Raw genomic sequence first — 20,848 nt, 5'->3', positions numbered from 1 at the left:
CCTACTTCATATTTTTAAAATCTAATTGTCTGTATCCTTCGTATAAAATTATATTTACTGAATTTCCTAAGTTTAATGATCTATCGGAGTCTGATCTCATAGGAATTTTAATTCCATTTTCAATTAACTGTTCATGAATGTAATCATATACCCCCTTTGATTCACTACCGAACATTATATAATCTCCATCCTTATAGCATACTTCTGTATGAAATTTTTTTGCATGTGTGGTTGCTAAAAATATTGTTGATTCTGCATTTTCCTTAGTTTTGTATTCTATAAAATCTTCAAAAGTATTGTGTGTTACTAAGTCAACCTTTTCCCAATAATCAAGACCTGATTTTTTCATCAATTTATTCGTCATAATAAAACCGAAAGGCCTAATTAAATGTAACCTTGTATTGGTAAGATAGCAAGTTCTTCCTATATTTCCAGTGTTTAGTGCTATTTCAGGTTCAAATAAAACTATATTTAACATATACCCTCTTTACTATTTTTTAATAATATAATCGACAGCTTTTTCGAATCCATTATTATCTACATTATCTGTAACATAATCTGCAACATTTTTTAATTCTTCACAAGCATTTCCCATTGCTATTCCAAAATCAGAGTTTTTTATCATTTCTATATCATTGTAATAATCTCCAATAGTATATAAAATTACGTCTTCATCTTCACCATAAATATTTTCAATTAAATATTTCAATGCATTGTATTTATTAACTCCTTTTGAAGATATGTCTATGTTTTTCTCTCCTGATCTTGTTATATACAATGAATTTAACTTTAATATCTCATCATAAAATTTTTCGTATAACTCTTGACTAGTGTTTAATAAAATCTTAAATATATTTATTTCATTATCTAAAATAAATTCTTGAAAATCATTTTTCACTTCAAATTTTACTGAATATTGATTGTCAGAAATTTTCAAATGATTAACCTGTTCTGGTTTCAATTCCCCCGCATAGTAAGTATCTTTACCATACATTCTTATATCTATATTATATTTGTTTGCTATCTTAAATATATTTTTTAAATTTTCTTTTGACAATGACATATTATAAATTATATTATCATCCTTGTCCGTTATTATTGCTCCATTATTTCCAATAATGTAATAATCTATTCCTAATTCTTTCATAAAATATCTAATTGAACTCTGCACACGACCAGATACTCCAATGATATTAAAGTCATTATCTTTAAGTTTTTTTATAGCATTTTTCACACTATCATCTAATTTACTACCAGGTTTTAGCAATGTACCATCTAAGTCTGTGGCAAATATTTTTTTCATATAATTTATTCCTATTCTTCTTTGTGTTAATGTGTTTTTTATCAAATAATCTTATAAAAATTTAGACGTATCTTTCTATGACATCGATACGTCTATTTTATCTATATTTACAATTTTATTATTATTTTATGCTTATCGCTTCATATCCAGCATCTGAGACAGCTTGAATTAAATCATCATCTGATATATTTTCACTTACCAAGACTATCGCTTGTCCTTTTTCTAAAGAAACTTCTACTTCCTTAGCTATTTTTGATAACTCTTTTGTTACAGACATTTTGCAATGTGAACAAGACATTCCTTCTATTTCAATTATTCTTTTTTCCATACTTATTTCTCCTTTTATTTTATCATCTTTATTAACTTCATTAATATTAATTTTATCATGATTTACGATATTTGATGATGACTTTTCATTATTAAATTTTTTATTTTCAATTTTAAATGCTCTAAGTCTTAAAGCATTACTTACTACAAATACTGATGATAAACTCATTGCTAGAGCTCCAATCATTGGGTTTAATCTAAAACCAAAAAAAGGATAAAACACTCCAAACGCAACTGGAATCGCTAAAATATTATAGAAAAATGCCCAAAATAGGTTTTGTTTAATATTTTTAATTGTCTGTTTACTTAATTTTATAGATGTTAATATATCTTGTAAATCAGATTTTATCAACACTAAATCTGCTGATCCTATAGCAATGTCTGTACCATCTGCTATTGCTATACCAACATCTGATCTCATAAGTGCCGGAGCATCATTTATACCGTCACCAACCATGGCAACTTTTTTACTATCATTCTGATATTTTTGTACTGCATCATCTTTTTCATTTGGTAACATTTCTGCTTTATATTCGTCAACTCCAACTTCTTCTGCTATTTTTTTAGCAACGATTTTATTATCACCTGTTAGCATAACTGTTTTTATACCTAATTTTTTAATTTCATTTATAGCATACTTAGATGTTTCTTTGATAGCATCAGCAATTGCAAATATAGCTAATATTTTTGTTTCACTAAATAAAAATACAACTGTCTTTCCATATTTTGATAATTTATTTCCTATTTTATAAATTTCATCTATATATCCAAATTTTTCATTTAGTAGTTTATCATTACCCAAATAATATTTTTCATCATAAATCAACCCTTCAACTCCTTTACCTGTAATAGAATTAAAATCCTTTATATTATACTCTTCTAAATTTTTTTCTTTAGCATATGTTCTTATAGCTTTCGCTAATGGATGTTGAGAATTTTTTTCCAATGAATTTGCTATCTTAACGACTTCGTTTAATTCAAAGTCATTTACGGTTACTATATCTGTTATGACTGGTTTACCTTTTGTAATCGTTCCTGTTTTATCAAATATAATTGTATTTATTTTATCTAATATTTCAAGTGATTCTGTATTTTTAACTAATATACCATTTTCTGCCAATCTCCCAGTTGCTACCATCATTGATACTGGTGTCGCTAGCCCTAATGCACAAGGACATGATATTACAAGAACACCAATTGCTGTAGATAGTGAAAATGTCAATGAATATCCTAAAATTATCCAAGTGAAAAAAGCAATTATCGATATCACAATAACTATTGGTACAAATATACCTGAAATCTTGTCTGCAAGTTTAGAAATGGGTGCTTTACTTGCTGAAGCCTCCTCCATTAAGCTTATAATCTTAAATATTGTCGTTTCATATCCAACTGTACTCGCCTTCATTATGAATGAACCTTCATTATTAATTGAACCTGATATAACTTTTTCATTTTCTTTAATTTCAACAGGCATAGACTCTCCCGTAATGGCAGATGTATCTATGCTTGATTTTCCTTCTACTACAATTCCATCGATGGCTATCCTTTCTCCAGGAATAACTTTTATTAAATCCCCTACTTTAATATTTTCAACAGGAATAGAAATCTCTTTCCCATTTTTTATAACAGTTACATTGTCAGGTTGCAACTCAATAAGTTTATTTATAGCTTCTGTAGTTTTTGCTTTTGAATTTACTTCTAAATATTTGCCAAAACTAATTAAAGCTAATATCATCGTTCCTGCTTCATAATATAGATCGTGCCTATATGTATGAACAATCTCTTTATTAATAGTTCCCAAACCATAAAAAATCATAAGAGATGCAAATATTCCATATATTACAGCAGCAGAAGCTCCTAAAGCAACCAATGTATCCATATTTGGATTTCCATTGAATAAAGATTTATATCCATTTATAAAATAATTTCTATTGACATATAGTACTGGTAGAGAAATTATTAGTTGTATAAAAGCAAATATACCTGCCCCTTCGTACCCTTTTAATATCGATGGGTATGGAAGGTTAAACATCTCTCCCATTGCTATATACATTAAAAAAATCATAAATGGAACAGATGTCCATAATACATTCTCTAATCTATTTTTTTCTTTATCGTATTGTTTTTTAGGATTGTTGACATTGGTTTTTTTATTACCATTTCTCGGTATTGCTTTATAACCAGAGTCTCTTACAGCTTTTATTATATCTTCATCTGATAAATTATCACCTTCTATTTCCATAGAGTTAGTTAACAAACTAACATTTACAGAATCAGGAGCTAATTTTTTAACAGCTTTTTCAATTGTCAGTTGACATGAAGCACATGTCATTCCTTCAATATCATATTTTCTTTTATTCATATTCTCCTCTTCCCCAGTTTTAAAGTTTTCTAAATTTATATTATATCTTATACAGATATAGATGTAAATTTGTTTAAGTTAATGAAGTTTTTCTGTATAATATTATTATAACAAAAGTAAGGAGCAATAAATGCATAAAAATTTTTTACGTGTTGCAAGTGCAAATATAAAGACAAGAGTATTAAATATCGAAGAAAATAAAAATGAATTATTAAAATATATAGAATTTATCAGAAATTCTAATATTGATATTACAATTTTCCCAGAACTAACTCTTAGCGGAATAACTGGTGGAGATTTAATTGCTCACACAGAAATTATTGATAAATGTGAGAATGCTTTATATGAGATTTTAAAAGAAACTAATTCAATTGATTCTGTACTATTTATAGGATTACCTATAAAAGTAAATTCAGGTATCATAAATACGATATTTGCTTTATATAGAGGTGAAATAAAAGCAATTATATCAAAAGAAGATTATTCCTCCGATGAATTGAGAATATTTTCAGAGATAGACTGTAATTCAACTTTTTATTGTAAATTAAGTCAAAAACATCATGACATATTTTCTACCAATAATTTAATTCAAATTAATGATACAAAAATTCAAGTATGTTTTGAAAATAACTTAAATTCCATTTCTCAAAATTCAAATATACTATTAGTTGCAGGAGGTAATATTACTAATTCATATAAGCTCACTAACAATAAATTAAAGTTACAGAATATATCTGAACAATCTAATATAGCTTTAGTATATTCTGGCGCTTCTAACTTTGAATCTTCATCTAAGGGTGTATATGCCCCACAAAAGTATATAATTGAAAATGGAATACTTTTAGATGAGAGTAAAGTTTTTTCAAACGGCTTAATATATAATGATATAAATATTGATTCTATTAAAAATAATAGAAAATCTAATTCAAAAATTATTTCTAATATATATATAGAAGAAAAAAAATACAATCTAAAGAGAGATATTGATAAATATCCTTATTATCCAAACAAAGAAAATTGGGATACTTTTATGAAAAATATTTTAGAAATACAATCAGAAGCTTTAGTTAGAAGACTACATCAGCTTCCTGACAAAAAAATCTTTTTAGGATTATCCGGTGGTTTAGATTCAACTCTAGGTTTAATTGTATCATCACTAGCATTTTATAAATTAGATATAGATAGTAAGAATATTTTTACAATAACTATGCCTGGTCTAGGTACATCTGATAGAACTAAAAATAACGCTATAAATTTAGCTAAGGTATATAATACTACTTTTAAGGAAATCTCTATAAAAGACTCTGTTTTACAACATTTCAAAGACATAGGTCATGATGAAAATGACTTTGATCTTACTTTTGAAAATGCACAAGCTCGAGAAAGAACACAAGTACTTATGGATTTGACTAATAAATTTGGAGGAATAGTCCTAGGAACTGGAAATATGTCTGAGATTGCTCTTGGATGGGCAACTTATAATGGTGATCATATGTCAATGTATGGAATAAACTCTGGATTACCAAAAACATTACTAAGAGAAGTTGTTAAATATGTTGCAAATAGTACATCCAATGAATTATTGAAAACTACTTTATTAGATATCATCGACACTCCCATCTCACCAGAACTATTACCTACAAGTAGTGATGGAAAAATTTCTCAAATAACTGAAAATAATATCGGTCCTTATGAACTACATGACTTTTTTACATATCATTTAGTTAAAAATAAGTCTAAATTAGATAATATAAAATTTATGGCAAAACTTGCATATAAAGATAAGTATACAGATAGTGATATTGAAAAATGGTTTAATAAATTTATTTATAGATTTTTTACACAAGCATTTAAGAGAAATGTATCTCCTGATGCACCACAAATCCTTGACTACTCTCTTGATCATAGAAATGGATTTGTTCTACCAAGCGATATAGATTTTAATGCACTTTTACAGGAGAAATAATGAAAATAAGATTAATAGAAGATTTAAATATAAGTGAAGATTTATTAAATGAATATAAATTAAAACTTGAAAAAAAAGGACATAATTTTAAGTATTTTTTAGTTGATAATATTGACTATAAAGAACAAGAAAAAATGATTGATAATGCTGATATAGTTATGATTGGTTCAAAAAAATTGTATACAGAAGCTATTACTAACAATCAGAATCTAAAATATATAAATGTTGCTTTTACAGGTTTTGATCATGTTGATATGAAATATTGTAATCAAAATAATATAAAGGTATCAAATGCATCCGGCTATTCAAATACTTCAGTTAAAGAGCTTGTAATAGGAATGACCTTAAATATATACAGGATGATATGTAAAGGTGACAAATATACGAGAGATTCAAAAACATTAAAAGACTATTACTCAGGTTTTGAATTAAAAGGAAAAACTGTTGGAATAATAGGAACAGGAGAAATTGGTTGTGAGGTCGCTAAACTTTTTACAGCTTTTGATTGTAAGGTAATTGCATTTTCAAATACTAAAAAAAGTGAATTAACAGAAATTGGAGTTGAATATGTAGAATTAGATAATCTCATGATAAAATCAGATATTATTTCTATTCACCTACCATTAAATGAAAAAACAAAAGGAATGATTTCTAGAGAAAAACTTAAACTTATGAAGAATACAGCAGTTTTAATAAATTGTGCTAGAGGACCAATAGTAGATAATGTAGCTCTTGCTGATGAACTCAATAACGAAAATATTGCATTTGCAGGTATCGATGTCTTTGATATGGAACCTCCAATATCTAGTGAATATCCACTATTACATTCAAAAAACACTCTTCTACAACCTCATATAGCATACCATACAAAAGAATCAATGATAAAAAGAGCTGAAATTGCGTTCAATAATTTATTTTCTTATCTAGACAAAAAACCAAAAAATATTGTCAATTAAATTAAAACCTCTAATTAAATTTATCCTAATTAGAGGTTTTAATAATTTATTTATTATCTAATAATTTTGAGATTCTATTAATCTGTTCTTCTAAAACATTTATTTTTACAGTGATATTATTTACATATTTATAATCATCAATATATCTTGCATTTATGAAAACTAGTGTTTTTGCACTTTTTACACCTGCGATTAATTGATACATTGCGACTTCAAGTTCAGTTCTTAGAATTGAATCTGTATATTTTTTTATAGTTCCTGCATACTCGAATAAATTAACTAAATTTAAAACTACTTTAAGTGGAGCTTCTAATGCCTTTTTATACGCTTTTTGTAACTCTAAATCTCTATTTTTTTTCTCCTCATCTGTTGATTTTGGAAGTTTTATAGCATCTAAAACAGATTGAAATGAATCACCATCACATAAAATCATTTCTTTAAAAAAATCTCTTTTACTCAATACATCATTATAAAAATTTTGTGGTAACTTGTGTTCAATTTCTTTATCTAATCTAATCTTAATAAGGTTATAAGCTTTTAAAATCAAACTACATGTTGTTGCACCACATAGCGCAGCAACCGAACCACCACCTGCTTTAGAACTTGGTTTTGTAACTAAATCTAAATACTCTTCTAACTCCATTATTTTAACTCCTAACACTTAATTTAAAACTTAAATATTTTATATTTTAGTATCTCTCTTTTAATGCTCTTTCAATTCGTCTTTTATCATCCTTTGCTTTCAAATCATGACGTTTATCATATAATTTTTTACCTTTTCCTATTGCAATATCAATCTTAATAAGTCCTCTCACCTCTTTTACCTCAATAGGTAAAAAAGAATATCCATCTTCATTAATTTTACTAGCTATTTTTTTTATTTCTCTCTTGTTTAATAATAATTTTCTAGTACGAGTTGGTTCTTGTTTATTGAAATTATTTGCATAATTATATTCTGTAACGTGCATACCTATTATAAAAGCCTCATTATTTCTAATATTACAAAATGCTTCTTTTATTGACACTTGACCATTTTTTATACTTTTTACTTCATTTCCTTCAAGTACAATTCCCGCTTCAAAGTATTCTTCTAAATGATAATCATGTTTTGCTTTCTTATTTTTTGCGATAGTCTTAGTTGTTTTCATTATTCTCTCTTATAATCTTAAAATCAATTTCTCTTAAATCCGTATCAATATCGTCTACTTTAATTGTTACCATCTGTCCTAGTTCGTATACTTGCCCAGTTCTTTCACCAATTATTTTATAATTTTCTTGATCAAACTGATAATAATCATCTGATAAAGATTTAAAATGAACTAATCCTTCTACTGTATTTGGTAATTCAACAAATATTCCAAAATTTGTAACCGAACTTATAATCCCCTTGTAAATTTTTCCGATTTTATTTTTCATATACTCACATTTTTTAAGTGAAGCTACATCTCTTTCAGCCTCTTCTGCTTTTCTTTCAGTTTCAGAAACATGTTCAGCAATTCTATCTAATTTTCTTAAATAGGATCTTTTTTCTTTTCTATAATTATTGTGAATACTCGCCTTTACAATTCTATGCACAACAAGATCACTATATCTTCTAATTGGAGAAGTAAAATGTGAATAATTTTCTGTAGCAAGACCAAAATGTATATCAGGTTCTCTTCTATACTCAGCTTTTTTCATTGTTCTAAGCATAATATTATTTATTAAAAAGCTTAACGGAGTTCCCTCCACCTCCTTTAATATATTTTGAAAATCTTTAGGGTATAACTTTGCACCTTTTATTTGTAAACCAAATTTAGATATTATTGATCTAAATTCTGATACTTTGTCCTCAGATGGTACATCATGAACACGATAAATAAATGGTACATCAATAGATGCAAAATGTCCACCAACTACTTCATTAGTTGTAACCATAAATGACTCAATTAATTTATTTGCAACTCTTCTTTCATTCTCTTTAATATCTAAAGGTACACCATATTTATCCAATATAATTTTTGATTCCTTAAAATCAAAATCAAGCACACCATTAAATGCTCTCTTTTCATCAAGTATATTGTGTACTTCAAGCATTAATTTTAGAGTATTCTCTAACTCTTCATTATTATATATATTTTTTTTATCTTCAAGAAAATCTGAAACCTCTTCATATATTAATCTATGATCACTATTTATTACCCCTTCAAAAAATTGATAATCAACAATATTTCCCTTATCATTTATTTCCATTTTTACTGTCACACACAATCTATTTACGTGTGGATTTAATGAGCATAAATTATTTGATAGCGCTTCTGGAAGCATTGGTATTACTCTATCTAATAAGTAAATAGAATTTCCTCTTTCAAATGCATCTTGGTTAATGGCGCTATTTTCAGAAACATAATGAGCAACATCAGCTATATGAACATAAAGAATATAATTGTCACCTTTTTTTTCTACAGAAATTGCATCATCAAAATCTTTTGCATCTGCTCCATCAATTGTCACTGTATATAAATTTCTAAAATCTTTCCTATTCTTAAAATCTGATTTTTTAGGTTCACTAGGTAGTGATTCTGCGTAATTTAATGTATCATATGAAAATTCATCAGGTAGTTCGTATTTCTTTGCTATTGCCAATATCTGTATACCAGTATCATCAACATTTCCTAAAATTTCAACAATTCTACCTGTTGGATTTTTATCTTTTTTATTAAAATAAAGCACTTCCACTATAACTTTATCTTTATCTTTTGCTCCATTAATATGTTCTTTAGGAATATAAATATCATAATTAGATTTATTTCCATCAAGTACTACAAATCCAAATTGTTTAACTCTTTGAAAGTCTCCAACAAGTACGTCTTGATTTCTTTGTAATATTTCTATCACTTCGCCCTCAGGCTTATTATTACTATCAGCTTCTTTTGTTATTTTTATTTTAACTCTATCGTTATTCAAAGCCCTATTTAATGAGGCTTTAGGAATAAATATATCCTCTATATTTTCATCATCTGAAATAAAGAATCCAAATCCCTTTTTATTAAGAGTTAATTTTCCTTCTAATACATTCATTTTATTCACCTTTTTATTTTTTATATATAATTATAACACTAAGTAGGTAAAAAAAAACAGGAATAAAAATACTCCTGATTTTAATTATGAAATTATTGTTAATATTATTGTTGAAATTGCAAAAACAATCCCAAAAATAATTGTTAAGTTATTTAATAATTTTTCTTTACCTCTAGATTGGGTATTGAACATATTAGCATGTCCACCTGTAATTGATCCCATACCTTCAGCCTTAGGCTCCATAAGTATAGTAGATAAAATTACACCAATACTAGAAATTAATAACAAAATAATAAAAATAGTATTCATATTAATTCCTTTCAATTTCTTAGTACAATATTAAGATTATACCAAAAATATACTCAAATATCAATCAACAGTAATTTTTTCTTTCAATTTCTCGAATGATTTTTGACCAATACCTGAAATGTTTTTTATATCTTCAATAGTATTAAATTTTTTTTAGTTCGATAATCAATTATCGCCTTAGCCCTTGTCTTACCTAATCCTGGTAGTGTCGTTAATTCTTCTAACGAAGCTTTGTTTATATTAAGCTTACCTCTTTGAGATGGTTCGGTTGATAAATCATCGTTTATAATATTAGATGGCTTTTCTTCATTCTTTTTAAAAATATGAATTCTCATTTCATCTTTTAATATTTTTGATAAATTTATACTTGTTAAATCTACTTCATCACAAAGTCCACCTGCGACTTTCACTAAATCAGTTACTCTGGAGTTTACTTTCATTTCATAGACGCCTTCGTTTTTTATGCACCCTGAAATATGAACAAAAATACTTCTTTCCTTTTTTTCACTTATTTTTTCATTTTTTGTATTTTCTTCACTACTCTCTTCTTTGGTTTCAACTTGCTTTATTAATTCAACACTATCATCACGTTTCATATTGAAATATCCTATAACTATAAATATTACAGCTATTCCAATTAGTAAAATTTTATCTAAGTAATTTTTGATTTTCATACTCACCTTCCTTTGGGTGAGCTGTCAAGATTAAATTAATCCCATAATTTTTCTAAATTGTAAAACTCTCTTTGTTCCTCGCTAAAGATATGCACTATTACATCTCCGATATCTAATAGTAACCACGCAGAGTCTCTAAATCCTTCATTACCAAGAATTTCAAATCCTGCTTCTACAACTTTCTTTTCTATTTCTTCATGTATAGCTTTTATTTGTAAATTTGAGCTACCTGTCGCAACTACAAAATAATCTGCAATAGTTGACTTCTCTCTAATATCAATAACATTAATATCTTTCGCCAACTTGTCTCCACAAGCTTTTACAACAATATCTAGCTTATTCATTAATTCTCCTTTGTAAATAATTTCTAGCTTTTATTGTTTCTAAATTTATTATAACATTTTTATCAATCAAATGCTTAATTGTTAAATTGAGACACAATAAGATACCTTTATCAAAATTTTCATAAATCTTTGTTTCTACAATTTTTGAGTCTTTAAAGTCTCTACCAGGTTCAATAAAATCTGATATAAATATAAGTTTTTCAAGCAAATTCATATTTACTGTCCCAGTAGTATGCCATCTAATCGCACTTAAAACTTCATCATCTTCTACACCATATAATTCTTTTGCAACAATTTCACCAAGTATAGCATGCGCTATAACAAAATCTTCAAAAATATTTTCTTTTAAATTATACTTTTCTCTATAAAAATTGAAATATTTTTCTTCATTATTTTTAGCACAATCGTGTAATAAAGCCGCTAATTTTATCTTTTTATCATCCAGACCTAGTGATAAGTCCTTATTTAGTCTAACGGCAGTATCGCAAACTCTAATTACATGTTCGTATCTTTTTACTTGTAAAACATTTTTTAACTCTTTTTTTATATTTTTAAGATTCATCACCATAATTTATATTCCTTTATAAAATTAATAGTATTATCTAATAATAGATATTTAGGATACCTATTTTCTTTAATTTCATTTCTTATAAATGTTGAAGATATCTGTATTTGTAGATTGTCAAAGTAATATATATTTGTCAAATTCTTGTATTGCTCTAATTTGTCAATATCAACTTTATATCCTGGTCTCTTAAATACAATAAGTTTTACTATACTTAATAAATTAGTATATCTATACCATGTGTCGAGCTGATTAAAACTATCCGTCCCCATTATAAAATAGTACTCAGCATTTTCATTCTCAATTAACTTTTGCATTATATCGTAACTATAAGAATTTCCCGATATATCTTTCTCAACAGACGAAACTTGAAAATACTTATTATTCTTTATAGCATTTTCTGTCATCTTATATCTTAGATCAAAATTAATTAGATCAACTTTTTTATGGTAAGGATTAAGTGTTGGTATAAATAATACTTTATCTAATCCTAATCTAACCCTAGCTTGTTCTGACATAATCAAATGACCTATGTGTATTGGATTAAATGCAGAGCCAAAAACACCTATTTTTTTCATATTATTTCCTATGGAAGCTCAATTAATTTTTCTTTAGTTTGTCTATAAATTACAAATTTTGATCCCATATGTGTAACTAATTCACAATTACACTTGCTTAAAATTTCATCAATAGTTTCTTTATCTTCAAATAAATTATTTTTTAATATTTTTAATTTAACCAATTCATTTGCATCTAAAGTATCATTTACCTGCTTAATTAAATTCTCACTAATACCATTTTTTCCAATTATTATTTTTACATCCATAGTATTTGCGAAAGATTTTAAATATTTTCTTTGTTTTGAGTTTAACATAATTCTCCTATCCAAAATATTCTATATCTACACCACCAACATTGATGGTATCTCCATCTTTTATTCCCAATTCTTCAAGTCTATACATTACACCCATTTTACCAAGTACACTTTCAAAATGGCTAAGTGACTCAAAATCACTGAAGTTTGTTTTTCTTATTAATTCATCAATCGGATTACCTTCAACAATATATATATCGTTATCCTTAAATACATTAATTGTTCTATCCACCTTGAAAAATGTAACTAAATCTAATCTTTCTAAATCATCAAGGCTATTATATTCTTTTTTGATATTTTTCAATCTATCAAATATATAATATTTTAACTCTTCTGTTCCCTTTACTGTAGCGGCGGAAGTTTCTATAATATTCAATTCTGGAAAATTTAACTTAAATAACTCTAAATTTTCTTTAGCACCATCTAGATCCATCTTATTTGCAACAACAAATAAATCTTTTTCTGCCAATTTATCACTATACGATGAAAGTTCGTTCATTATAACATTAAAGTCATGAATTGGATCTCTTCCTTCACTTCCTGACATATCAAGTACGTGAATCAACAATCTAGTTCTTTCAATATGTCTTAAAAATTGAAGTCCTAATCCAACCCCCTCACTTGCTCCTTCTATAACACCTGGAATATCAGCAATTACATATGAATTTTCAACATCAATTTTTACAACACCTAAGTTTGGAGTTAGTGTTGTAAAGTGATAATTAGCAATTTTAGGCTTTGCATCTGATAAAATTGACAATAGTGATGATTTTCCAACATTTGGCAAACCTATTAACCCAACATCAGCAATTAATTTTACTTCTAATATTACATCTATTTCTTTTGATTGTTCTCCTGGCTCAGCAAATTTTGGTGCTTGTCTTATAGAATTTACAAATTTAGAATTTCCTTTTCCACCTTTTCCACCTTGAAGAATCTTAAATTCTTCATAATCTTCTACTAAGTCACAAATAATTTTATTCGATTCTGCTTCTCTAACAATTGTTCCAACAGGCACTTTTATTATTAAATCTTCACCTTTTTTACCATATCTATTTTTATTTCTACCTGGTTCTCCATTTTCAGCAAAGAAATGTCTTTTATATTTAAAATCCATTAAAGTTTGTATATTTGGATCCGCAATAAATATTACACTTCCACCATTTCCACCGTCTCCACCAGCTGGACCTCCATCTGGTTCAAATTTTTCTCTTCTCCAAGCAATGGCACCATTTCCCCCTGCACCAGATCTTAGAGTTATTTTAGCTGTATCTAAAAACATATCTCACCTCTTTTAAAAAAAATATCCAGAAGATTCTTCTGGATATCTCATAATATTAAGCTAATTGTTCTTTTGGATAAACACTAACTTTCTTTCTCTTTTTATCTAGTCTTTCAAATTTAACAATTCCACTTTCTTTTGCAAATAAAGTATCGTCTTTACCGATACCTACATTTGTACCTGGGTGAATTTTTGTTCCTCTTTGTCTAACTAAGATATTACCTGCAAGAACGAATTGTCCATCACTTCTTTTAGCACCTAATCTTTTAAATCTTGAATCTCTACCGTTTCTTGTTGAAGAAACCCCTTTTTTACTAGCGAAAAACTGTAAATCTAATCTTAACATTTTAAACCTCCGTATAATTTAATTCTATATAATCTCCATAACTTTTAACTATAGATTGAATGCCCAATTCATATTTTCGCATTATTAATTGATATTTTTCATAAGTCTTAAACTCATTGTTTAGTAAATTTAACGATATCTCGTTATTTAATATGTTAATTTTAATTTTATCAGACATATCCAATATATCTGTAAATGTATCAATTGTATTAAATGTTAATATGGTAACTGCTGAACATACAATATCTTTTCCATACTCATTGTACTCTGCATGTCCACTCACTTCAAATCCAGTTATGAAGCCTTTTTCTTTCTTTATATTAACTCTTATCATTATCCTATTGAATTAATTCTAACTCTTGTATATGGTTGTCTATGACCTTGTTTTCTAGCATAACCTTTTTTAGGTTTATATTTAAAAACAGTAATTTTTCTGTTCTTACCGTGTTCTAAAATTTCTGCTGAAACTTTTGCACCATCAACGAAAGGTTTTCCAACTTTTACATCACCTTCATTTGAAACTAATAATACTTCTTCAAAATCAAATACTGTACCTGCTTCAACGTCTAATTTTTCTACTTTTAATATATCGCCTTCTTTTACTTGGTATTGTTTACCACCAGTTTTTATAACTGCGTACATGTATCTTCCTCCTTTATTTTTATTCTCGCTGAATAGGTGCATTGCTTTTAACCTATGTCATGCGGTTTAGATACCTAATAAGTATATCACTTGTATATATAATAGTCAAATTAAAATACAATCATTTCAAATAATCCCATTTTTGTAAAACCTAAAATTTTAAATTTTAATTTGTAATCTCTAAGTATAGAAATCATTTTTGTAATTAATATTTTTTCCTCGTTATGATTCATTCTTATAAAATCTATGATAAGCATTTTTTTTATATTTCTTAAATTTATTTGTATGGCTATTTCCTCAATTGATTCTAAATTCACCTTAAATGCTAATTTTTCTTTTTCAATATTTATAAAATTTCCACTTAAGTTTATATCAATCACAGTCAATGCTTCTAATCTATCTATAACAATATTTCCTTGACTAAAATTGACAATTCTATCTTTAGATTTTTTTAAATCTAAAGATATTTCCATTTTATATTTTGGATTAAATGTTTTATCATAAGTTGAATTATATAAATCTTTGATATTAGAAATTGTAGAATTACTATAATCTAAAATATAATTTCTTATAAATTTATCATCTACCAAAAGCTTAGGTGTAGGCAATCTGTGTTTTTCTTTCATAAGAGCATTAAATTCTTTTTTTATAGTTTGATATCTATATACTATTTCATTTTCATTTAATAATTTTCCTTTAGTTCTAAGAACATAATCTTTATCCTTAAAATACGGACTATAGACAATATATCCATCAGATAAAGTAATTTTTTCAGTAATCTCTATTAATTTTTCACCATTAGGTACTTTTATAACTTCAACGATAACATCTTCTCCAGATTTCCTTTCTGCAAAAGTATGCTTTTTTCTAAGCAGAGCATTTTTAGATAGTCCTATATTTACAATAAAAGCATCTAGTAATTTTATATACTTTTCTATTTTTCCTCTGTATATATTTCCCTCTATTTTATCTGATTTTTTACCATAATCTATGAGTCGTTTATTTTTTATTTCTCCATAAAAAATATCATTCTCTTCTTTATATACAAATCTATAATTATCCATTTTTGAATATTCCTTTTATTTTTTCAAAAAATGATTTATTACTTTTTTTAATTTTTTTATTATTTTGTATATTATCTTTTAATTCTTGTAAACGATTTGTTTGTAGATATCCAATAATATTATATTTTTCATAATTAATTTTTTCTTTTTTTAATAAAATGTATTGATTTTTTTCGGAAATATTACTAGCATCTTCTTTAACAATTATAGTCTTTGGCTTATTGATATACTCAATATTTTCATCAAATAAAATAAATGCAAAGTCGTAATCATCGATAAAATCGATTGAAAGTATATTATAATCAAATTTATCAGTCTTTTTCTTATATGAAGAAGGTATTAAATCTATATTTTCATCCACTTCTATAACTGCATCTTCCATAGATATAATTTGTGTCATAACATCAGAATTATCATAAATAATAAAATCTGACACACCTAATAATTCTTCTAATTTCCTATTATTTTGTATCAAACTTACAATAATTTTTCTTCCGTCAAATAAATCAATTAAATTTTTGATCTGTTGTAATTCTTTAACTTTTACATCTAAATATATTTTCATAGTTTCTCCAATACAAAAAATTAGTATACAATTTTGATATGTCTAGTCGTTAACATCACTTTTTTGATAGTATATCTTTCTGCTAATCCATCATAAACAACAGTATCAAAAATAAATCTTTCTGGCAAATTGGTCGCATCATCTCTATAAACTCCTAACTCCCTTGTGAAACTTAATCAAGTATATTCCATTTTAATTTTCAAGTCTCGTTTCCTTAAATTCAACATCAAGTGGCTCGTACGAATTTCTTCAATAGTTTTTATCTAACTAGTTATTAAACGCTCTAACTACTAATGATATACCAATAGGGATAAATAAACGTTCGTCTACTACACTAGTGAATTTATTTCTAATTTTTGCAATGTTCAAAAGGATGCTCTTAGTTTTTTTAGAAGTATTTGGGATATCTGCCTGAATTTCCCCTAGTAGTTTTCTTGCAAAGCTCTTTTCAGTATAGTCAATAAGGTATCTTAAGTAAAATTGTTTGTCTGAAATTCTTCTATCTTTTTTATACAACTTTCAATCACTTTTCTTTCTACTTAGTCCTTATTTTAATCATTATTATTGTATCATCTCTCTTGTTATGTTACAAAAAAAATACAAGCTTAAAATCTAAAAGGTACAATATCTAATTGGAATCTTTTATGACAATAATAGAATATGATAAATTTAAAAACAACCTTGATATCGCTTTTCTTGTAGTTTTAATTATAAAATGTGTCACCACAATTTCTTCTACCTCAATGCTATTGTCTTGAAGATTATCTTTAAAATATTCGGCATGATTTAATTTTGAAAAAGTATTAATTTATTTTTTTTATCCAATTTTCTAATATATTTTTCATTCTCAATGCTTTTACAAAAAGATTTATATACTTTTTCATTTATAAAAATTTTCTTTCTTTTGGTATATAAATGACATTCTTTTTTACTCATTGTATAATCCTTCTTTTTCATTTTCGTTTTAAAAATAAAAAAGGAGGACTCCTACACAACGTCGTAAAAGTCCTCCTAAAAGTACAATATTAAATTGTATCAATCTTGTTATTGCTAGATTAAGTTGTATTTATTTATGTCTTAAACGAATATTACTTTACCATTGTTACATTTTTCATGGTACCTCCCAAACATTCTATATATACACTCTTCATATAAACTAACTATAGTAAGCTTTGAGGGTGCAAATAACAAGACATTAGAACACATTGTTTTTCAGGTATAACAAACCTTACCTATCACTATATATTAGTGTAATTAGTAATGATTTATGATCATTAATTAATCTTATTCATTCCCCTCTTCTTTTCTTTTTTTGATACCAAGAAGTAGTAATATGCTTGCAGCTAACGATGCTAAAGCCCCATACACACCAGTTTGAGATTCAACACCAGTTTTTGGGTTCTGTGAAGATGTATAAGTTGAACCCGTATCGGAGTTATTTTTTGAAATTGAATTAGGGTCTTTTGAATCTGATCCTTTTTCAATTTCTTCTGTATCTAAAATTCCATCTCCATCATCGTCAGTATCTGTGATGTCCGGTGTTCCATCTTTATCTGTATCTCTTTGTACTGTGACAGTAAATGTTTTTCTTGTTGTTACTCCATCTTTTTTGGCCTTCACTGTTATCGTGATATCTTTTGTTTCTTCTGCTGAGTTCCAGTCTACACTCGGTGTTCCTTGAATTGTTCCATTTTCAAAGCTTATTCCATTTCCTAAGCCTTCTACTGTTACTGTTGAACCTTCTGCAACTTCTGGTGTTACTGGTGTTATTGCTTTTCCTTCTATAACTGTCTGATTTTCGATATCTCTTACAGTTGGTGGTACAACTATTTTAGCTTGAGGTCTTGAATTAGGGTCTTTTGGATCTGATCCTTTTTCAATTTCTTCTGTATCTAAAATTCCATCTCCATCATCGTCAGTATCTGTGATATCCGGTGTTCCATCTTTATCTGTATCTCTTTGTACTGTGACAGTAAATGTTTTTCTTGTTGTTACTCCATCTTTTTTGGCCTTCACTGTTATCGTGATATCTTTTGTTTCTTCTGCTGCTTTCCAGTCTACACTTGGTGTTCCTTGAATTGTTCCATTTTCAAAGCTTATTCCATTTCCTAAGCCTTCTACTGTTACTGTTGAACCTTCTGCAACTTCTGGTGTTACTGGTGTTATAGCTTTTCCTTCTATAACTGTCTGATTTTCGATATCTCTTACAGTTGGTGGTACAACTATTTTAGCTTGAGGTCTTGAATTAGGGTCTTTTGGATTAGAGCCTTTTTCAATCTCTTCTGTATCTAAAATTCCATCTCCATCATCGTCAGTATCTGTGATATCCGGTGTTCCATCTTTATCTGTATCTCTTTGTACTGTGACAGTAAATGTTTTTCTTGTTGTTACTCCATCTTTTTTGGCCTTCACTGTTATCGTGATATCTTTTGTTTCTTCTGCTGCTTTCCAGTCTACACTCGGTGTTCCTTGAATTGTTCCATTTTCAAAGCTTATTCCATTTCCTAAGCCTTCTACTGTTACTGTTGAACCTTCTGCAACTTCTGGTGTTACTGGTGTTATTGCTTTTCCTTCTATAACTGTCTGATTTTCGATATCTCTTACAGTTGGTGGTACAACTATTTTAGCTTGAGGTCTTGAATTAGGGTCTTTTGGATCTGATCCTTTTTCAATTTCTTCTGTATCTAAAATTCCATCTCCATCATCGTCAGTATCTGTGATATCCGGTGTTCCATCTTTATCTGTATCTCTTTGTACTGTGACAGTAAATGTTTTTCTTGTTGTTACTCCATCTTTTTTGGCCTTCACTGTTATCGTGATATCTTTTGTTTCTTCTGCTGCTTTCCAGTCTACACTTGGTGTTCCTTGAATTGTTCCATTTTCAAAGCTTATTCCATTTCCTAAGCCTTCTACTGTTACTGTTGAACCTTCTGCAACTTCTGGTGTTACTGGTGTTATAGCTTTTCCTTCTATAACTGTCTGATTTTCGATATCTCTTACAGTTGGTGGTACAACTATTTTAGCTTGAGGTCTTGAATTAGGGTCTTTTGGATTAGAGCCTTTTTCAATCTCTTCTGTATCTAAAATTCCATCTCCATCATCGTCAGTATCTGTGATATCCGGTGTTCCATCTTTATCTGTATCTCTTTGTACTGTGACAGTAAATGTTTTTCTTGTTGTTACTCCATCTTTTTTGCATTAACTGTTATCGTGATATCTTTTGTTTCTTCTGCTGCTTTCCAGTCTACACTTGGTGTTCCTTGAATTGTTCCATTTTCAAAGCTTATTCCATTTCCTAAGCCTTCTACTGTTACTGTTGAGCCTTCTGCAACTTCTGGTGTTACTGGTGTTATTGCTTTTCCTTCTATAACTGTCTGATTTTCGATATCTCTTACAGTTGGTGGTACAACTATTTTAGTCTGAGGTCTTGAATTAGGGTCTTTTGGATTAGAGCCTTTTTCAATCTCTTCTGTATCTAAAATTCCATCTCCATCATCGTCAGTATCTGTGATGTCCGGTGTTCCATCTTTATCTGTATCTCTTTGTACTGTGACAGTAAATGTTTTTCTTGTTGTTACTCCATCTTTTTTGGCCTTCACTGTTATCGTGATATCTTTTGTTTCTTCTGCTGCTTTCCAGTCTACACTTGGTGTTCCTTGAATTGTTCCATTTTCAAAGCTTATTCCATTTCCTAAGCCTTCTACTGTTACTGTTGAACCTTCTGCAACTTCTGGTGTTACTGGTGTTATAGCTTTTCCTTCTATAACTGTCTGATTTTCGATATCTCTTACAGTTGGTGGTACAACTATTTTAGCTTGAGGTCTTGAATTAGGGTCTTTTGGATTAGAGCCTTTTTCAATCTCTTCTGTATCTAAAATTCCATCTCCATCATCGTCAGTATCTGTGATGTCCGGTGTTCCATCTTTATCTGTATCTCTTTGTACTGTGACAGTAAATGTTTTTCTTGTTGTTACTCCATCTTTTTTGGCCTTCACTGTTATCGTGATATCTTTTGTTTCTTCTGCTGCTTTCCAGTCTACACTCGGTGTTCCTTGAATTGTTCCATTTTCAAAGCTTATTCCATTTCCTAAGCCTTCTACTGTTACTGTTGAGCCTTCTGCAACTTCTGGTGTTACTGGTGTTATAGCTTTTCCTTCTATAACTGTCTGATTTTCGATATCTCCTACAGTTGGTGGTACAACTATTTTA

General features: G+C 27.9%; 24 protein-coding genes and 1 pseudogene. 2 read left to right on the top strand and 23 right to left on the bottom strand.

Annotated elements, in window-relative coordinates:
• Position 1: 1 nt before the first annotated feature.
• The 3 genes from AC4KN9_RS03235 to AC4KN9_RS03225 form a co-directional block, all read right to left on the bottom strand.
• Positions 2-478 (bottom strand): tRNA (cytidine(34)-2'-O)-methyltransferase, encoded by a 477-nt coding sequence (locus AC4KN9_RS03235; RefSeq protein ID WP_491017223.1) that lies wholly within the window; start codon positions 476-478, stop codon positions 2-4.
• A gap of 12 nt (positions 479-490) precedes the next feature.
• Positions 491-1,303 (bottom strand): HAD family hydrolase, encoded by an 813-nt coding sequence (locus AC4KN9_RS03230; protein WP_491017222.1) that lies wholly within the window; start codon positions 1,301-1,303, stop codon positions 491-493.
• Positions 1,304-1,424: 121 nt separating this feature from the next.
• Entirely contained in the window at positions 1,425-3,992 is a 2,568-nt protein-coding gene (locus AC4KN9_RS03225) for a heavy metal translocating P-type ATPase (RefSeq protein WP_491017221.1), read from the bottom strand.
• A gap of 130 nt (positions 3,993-4,122) precedes the next feature.
• Between AC4KN9_RS03225 and AC4KN9_RS03220 the strand changes: the two genes are divergently transcribed.
• Positions 4,123-5,958 (top strand): NAD(+) synthase, encoded by a 1,836-nt coding sequence (locus AC4KN9_RS03220; RefSeq protein ID WP_491017220.1) that lies wholly within the window; start codon positions 4,123-4,125, stop codon positions 5,956-5,958.
• Positions 5,958-6,914 carry an NAD(P)-dependent oxidoreductase gene (locus AC4KN9_RS03215; protein WP_491017219.1) on the top strand — a complete coding sequence of 319 codons (957 nt, stop codon included), beginning with the start codon at positions 5,958-5,960 and terminating at the stop codon, positions 6,912-6,914. The genes AC4KN9_RS03220 and AC4KN9_RS03215 overlap by 1 nt, the downstream gene beginning before the upstream one ends.
• A 46-nt stretch (positions 6,915-6,960) precedes the next feature.
• Here AC4KN9_RS03215 and AC4KN9_RS03210 read toward each other — a convergent pair whose 3' ends face one another.
• The 20 genes and pseudogenes from AC4KN9_RS03210 to AC4KN9_RS03115 all read right to left on the bottom strand — a co-directional run bounded on the left by AC4KN9_RS03210 (position 6,961) and on the right by AC4KN9_RS03115 (position 20,634).
• Entirely contained in the window at positions 6,961-7,557 is a 597-nt protein-coding gene (locus AC4KN9_RS03210; protein ID WP_491017218.1) for a cyclodeaminase/cyclohydrolase family protein, read from the bottom strand.
• Between the two features lie 46 nt (positions 7,558-7,603).
• Positions 7,604-8,062, bottom strand: coding sequence for an SsrA-binding protein SmpB (gene smpB / locus AC4KN9_RS03205; RefSeq protein ID WP_491017217.1), 459 nt, complete (start codon positions 8,060-8,062; stop codon positions 7,604-7,606).
• The gene (rnr, locus tag AC4KN9_RS03200; RefSeq protein ID WP_491017216.1) at positions 8,049-9,974 is read right to left on the bottom strand and encodes a ribonuclease R; all 1,926 of its coding nucleotides are present in this window, start codon (positions 9,972-9,974) and stop codon (positions 8,049-8,051) included. The genes smpB and rnr overlap by 14 nt, the downstream gene beginning before the upstream one ends.
• A gap of 84 nt (positions 9,975-10,058) precedes the next feature.
• Positions 10,059-10,283: a preprotein translocase subunit SecG gene (gene secG, locus AC4KN9_RS03195; RefSeq protein ID WP_491017215.1), complete on the bottom strand. Its 225-nt coding sequence runs from the start codon at positions 10,281-10,283 to the stop codon at positions 10,059-10,061.
• A gap of 125 nt (positions 10,284-10,408) precedes the next feature.
• Positions 10,409-10,957: a helix-hairpin-helix domain-containing protein gene (locus tag AC4KN9_RS03190; RefSeq protein ID WP_491017214.1), complete on the bottom strand. Its 549-nt coding sequence runs from the start codon at positions 10,955-10,957 to the stop codon at positions 10,409-10,411.
• Between the two features lie 35 nt (positions 10,958-10,992).
• On the bottom strand, positions 10,993-11,301 hold the full coding sequence (rsfS, locus tag AC4KN9_RS03185; RefSeq protein ID WP_491017213.1) for a ribosome silencing factor: 309 nt from the start codon (positions 11,299-11,301) through the stop codon (positions 10,993-10,995).
• Positions 11,294-11,863, bottom strand: a complete 570-nt coding sequence (gene yqeK, locus AC4KN9_RS03180; protein ID WP_491017212.1) for a bis(5'-nucleosyl)-tetraphosphatase (symmetrical) YqeK — start codon at positions 11,861-11,863, stop codon at positions 11,294-11,296. The genes rsfS and yqeK overlap by 8 nt, the downstream gene beginning before the upstream one ends.
• The gene (gene nadD / locus AC4KN9_RS03175) at positions 11,863-12,444 is read right to left on the bottom strand and encodes a nicotinate-nucleotide adenylyltransferase (protein ID WP_491017211.1); all 582 of its coding nucleotides are present in this window, start codon (positions 12,442-12,444) and stop codon (positions 11,863-11,865) included. Before nadD ends, yqeK begins: the two co-directional genes overlap by 1 nt.
• A gap of 8 nt (positions 12,445-12,452) precedes the next feature.
• Positions 12,453-12,740: a YhbY family RNA-binding protein gene (locus tag AC4KN9_RS03170; RefSeq protein ID WP_491017210.1), complete on the bottom strand. Its 288-nt coding sequence runs from the start codon at positions 12,738-12,740 to the stop codon at positions 12,453-12,455.
• Positions 12,741-12,747: 7 nt separating this feature from the next.
• The gene (gene obgE, locus AC4KN9_RS03165) at positions 12,748-14,022 is read right to left on the bottom strand and encodes a GTPase ObgE (protein ID WP_491017209.1); all 1,275 of its coding nucleotides are present in this window, start codon (positions 14,020-14,022) and stop codon (positions 12,748-12,750) included.
• A 55-nt stretch (positions 14,023-14,077) separates the two neighbouring features.
• Positions 14,078-14,368: a 50S ribosomal protein L27 gene (rpmA, locus tag AC4KN9_RS03160; RefSeq protein WP_491017208.1), complete on the bottom strand. Its 291-nt coding sequence runs from the start codon at positions 14,366-14,368 to the stop codon at positions 14,078-14,080.
• A 1-nt stretch (position 14,369) separates the two neighbouring features.
• On the bottom strand, positions 14,370-14,702 hold the full coding sequence (locus AC4KN9_RS03155; protein ID WP_491017207.1) for a ribosomal-processing cysteine protease Prp: 333 nt from the start codon (positions 14,700-14,702) through the stop codon (positions 14,370-14,372).
• Positions 14,702-15,010, bottom strand: a complete 309-nt coding sequence (rplU, locus tag AC4KN9_RS03150; protein WP_491017206.1) for a 50S ribosomal protein L21 — start codon at positions 15,008-15,010, stop codon at positions 14,702-14,704. Before rplU ends, AC4KN9_RS03155 begins: the two co-directional genes overlap by 1 nt.
• A gap of 110 nt (positions 15,011-15,120) precedes the next feature.
• Positions 15,121-16,074 (bottom strand): ribonuclease E/G, encoded by a 954-nt coding sequence (locus tag AC4KN9_RS03145; RefSeq protein ID WP_491017205.1) that lies wholly within the window; start codon positions 16,072-16,074, stop codon positions 15,121-15,123.
• Entirely contained in the window at positions 16,067-16,639 is a 573-nt protein-coding gene (locus AC4KN9_RS03140) for a hypothetical protein (RefSeq protein WP_491017204.1), read from the bottom strand. Before AC4KN9_RS03140 ends, AC4KN9_RS03145 begins: the two co-directional genes overlap by 8 nt.
• 267 nt (positions 16,640-16,906) lie before the next feature.
• Entirely contained in the window at positions 16,907-17,155 is a 249-nt protein-coding gene (locus AC4KN9_RS03135) for a hypothetical protein (protein WP_491017203.1), read from the bottom strand.
• A gap of 270 nt (positions 17,156-17,425) precedes the next feature.
• Positions 17,426-17,575 carry a hypothetical protein gene (locus tag AC4KN9_RS03130; protein ID WP_491017202.1) on the bottom strand — a complete coding sequence of 50 codons (150 nt, stop codon included), beginning with the start codon at positions 17,573-17,575 and terminating at the stop codon, positions 17,426-17,428.
• Positions 17,576-17,923: 348 nt separating this feature from the next.
• Positions 17,924-19,447, bottom strand: a complete 1,524-nt coding sequence (locus AC4KN9_RS03125; protein WP_491017201.1) for an LPXTG cell wall anchor domain-containing protein — start codon at positions 19,445-19,447, stop codon at positions 17,924-17,926.
• Positions 19,448-19,684: 237 nt separating this feature from the next.
• Positions 19,685-19,756: pseudogene (locus tag AC4KN9_RS03120) on the bottom strand (hypothetical protein); the annotation flags it as partial.
• Positions 19,757-19,818: 62 nt separating this feature from the next.
• The gene (locus AC4KN9_RS03115; RefSeq protein WP_491017200.1) at positions 19,819-20,634 is read right to left on the bottom strand and encodes a hypothetical protein; all 816 of its coding nucleotides are present in this window, start codon (positions 20,632-20,634) and stop codon (positions 19,819-19,821) included.
• Positions 20,635-20,848: the final 214 nt, after the last annotated feature.

The organism is Helcococcus sp. SA-HE-C1 (assembly GCF_985670335.1).
This window is presented reverse-complemented; position numbering and strand designations above follow the sequence as displayed.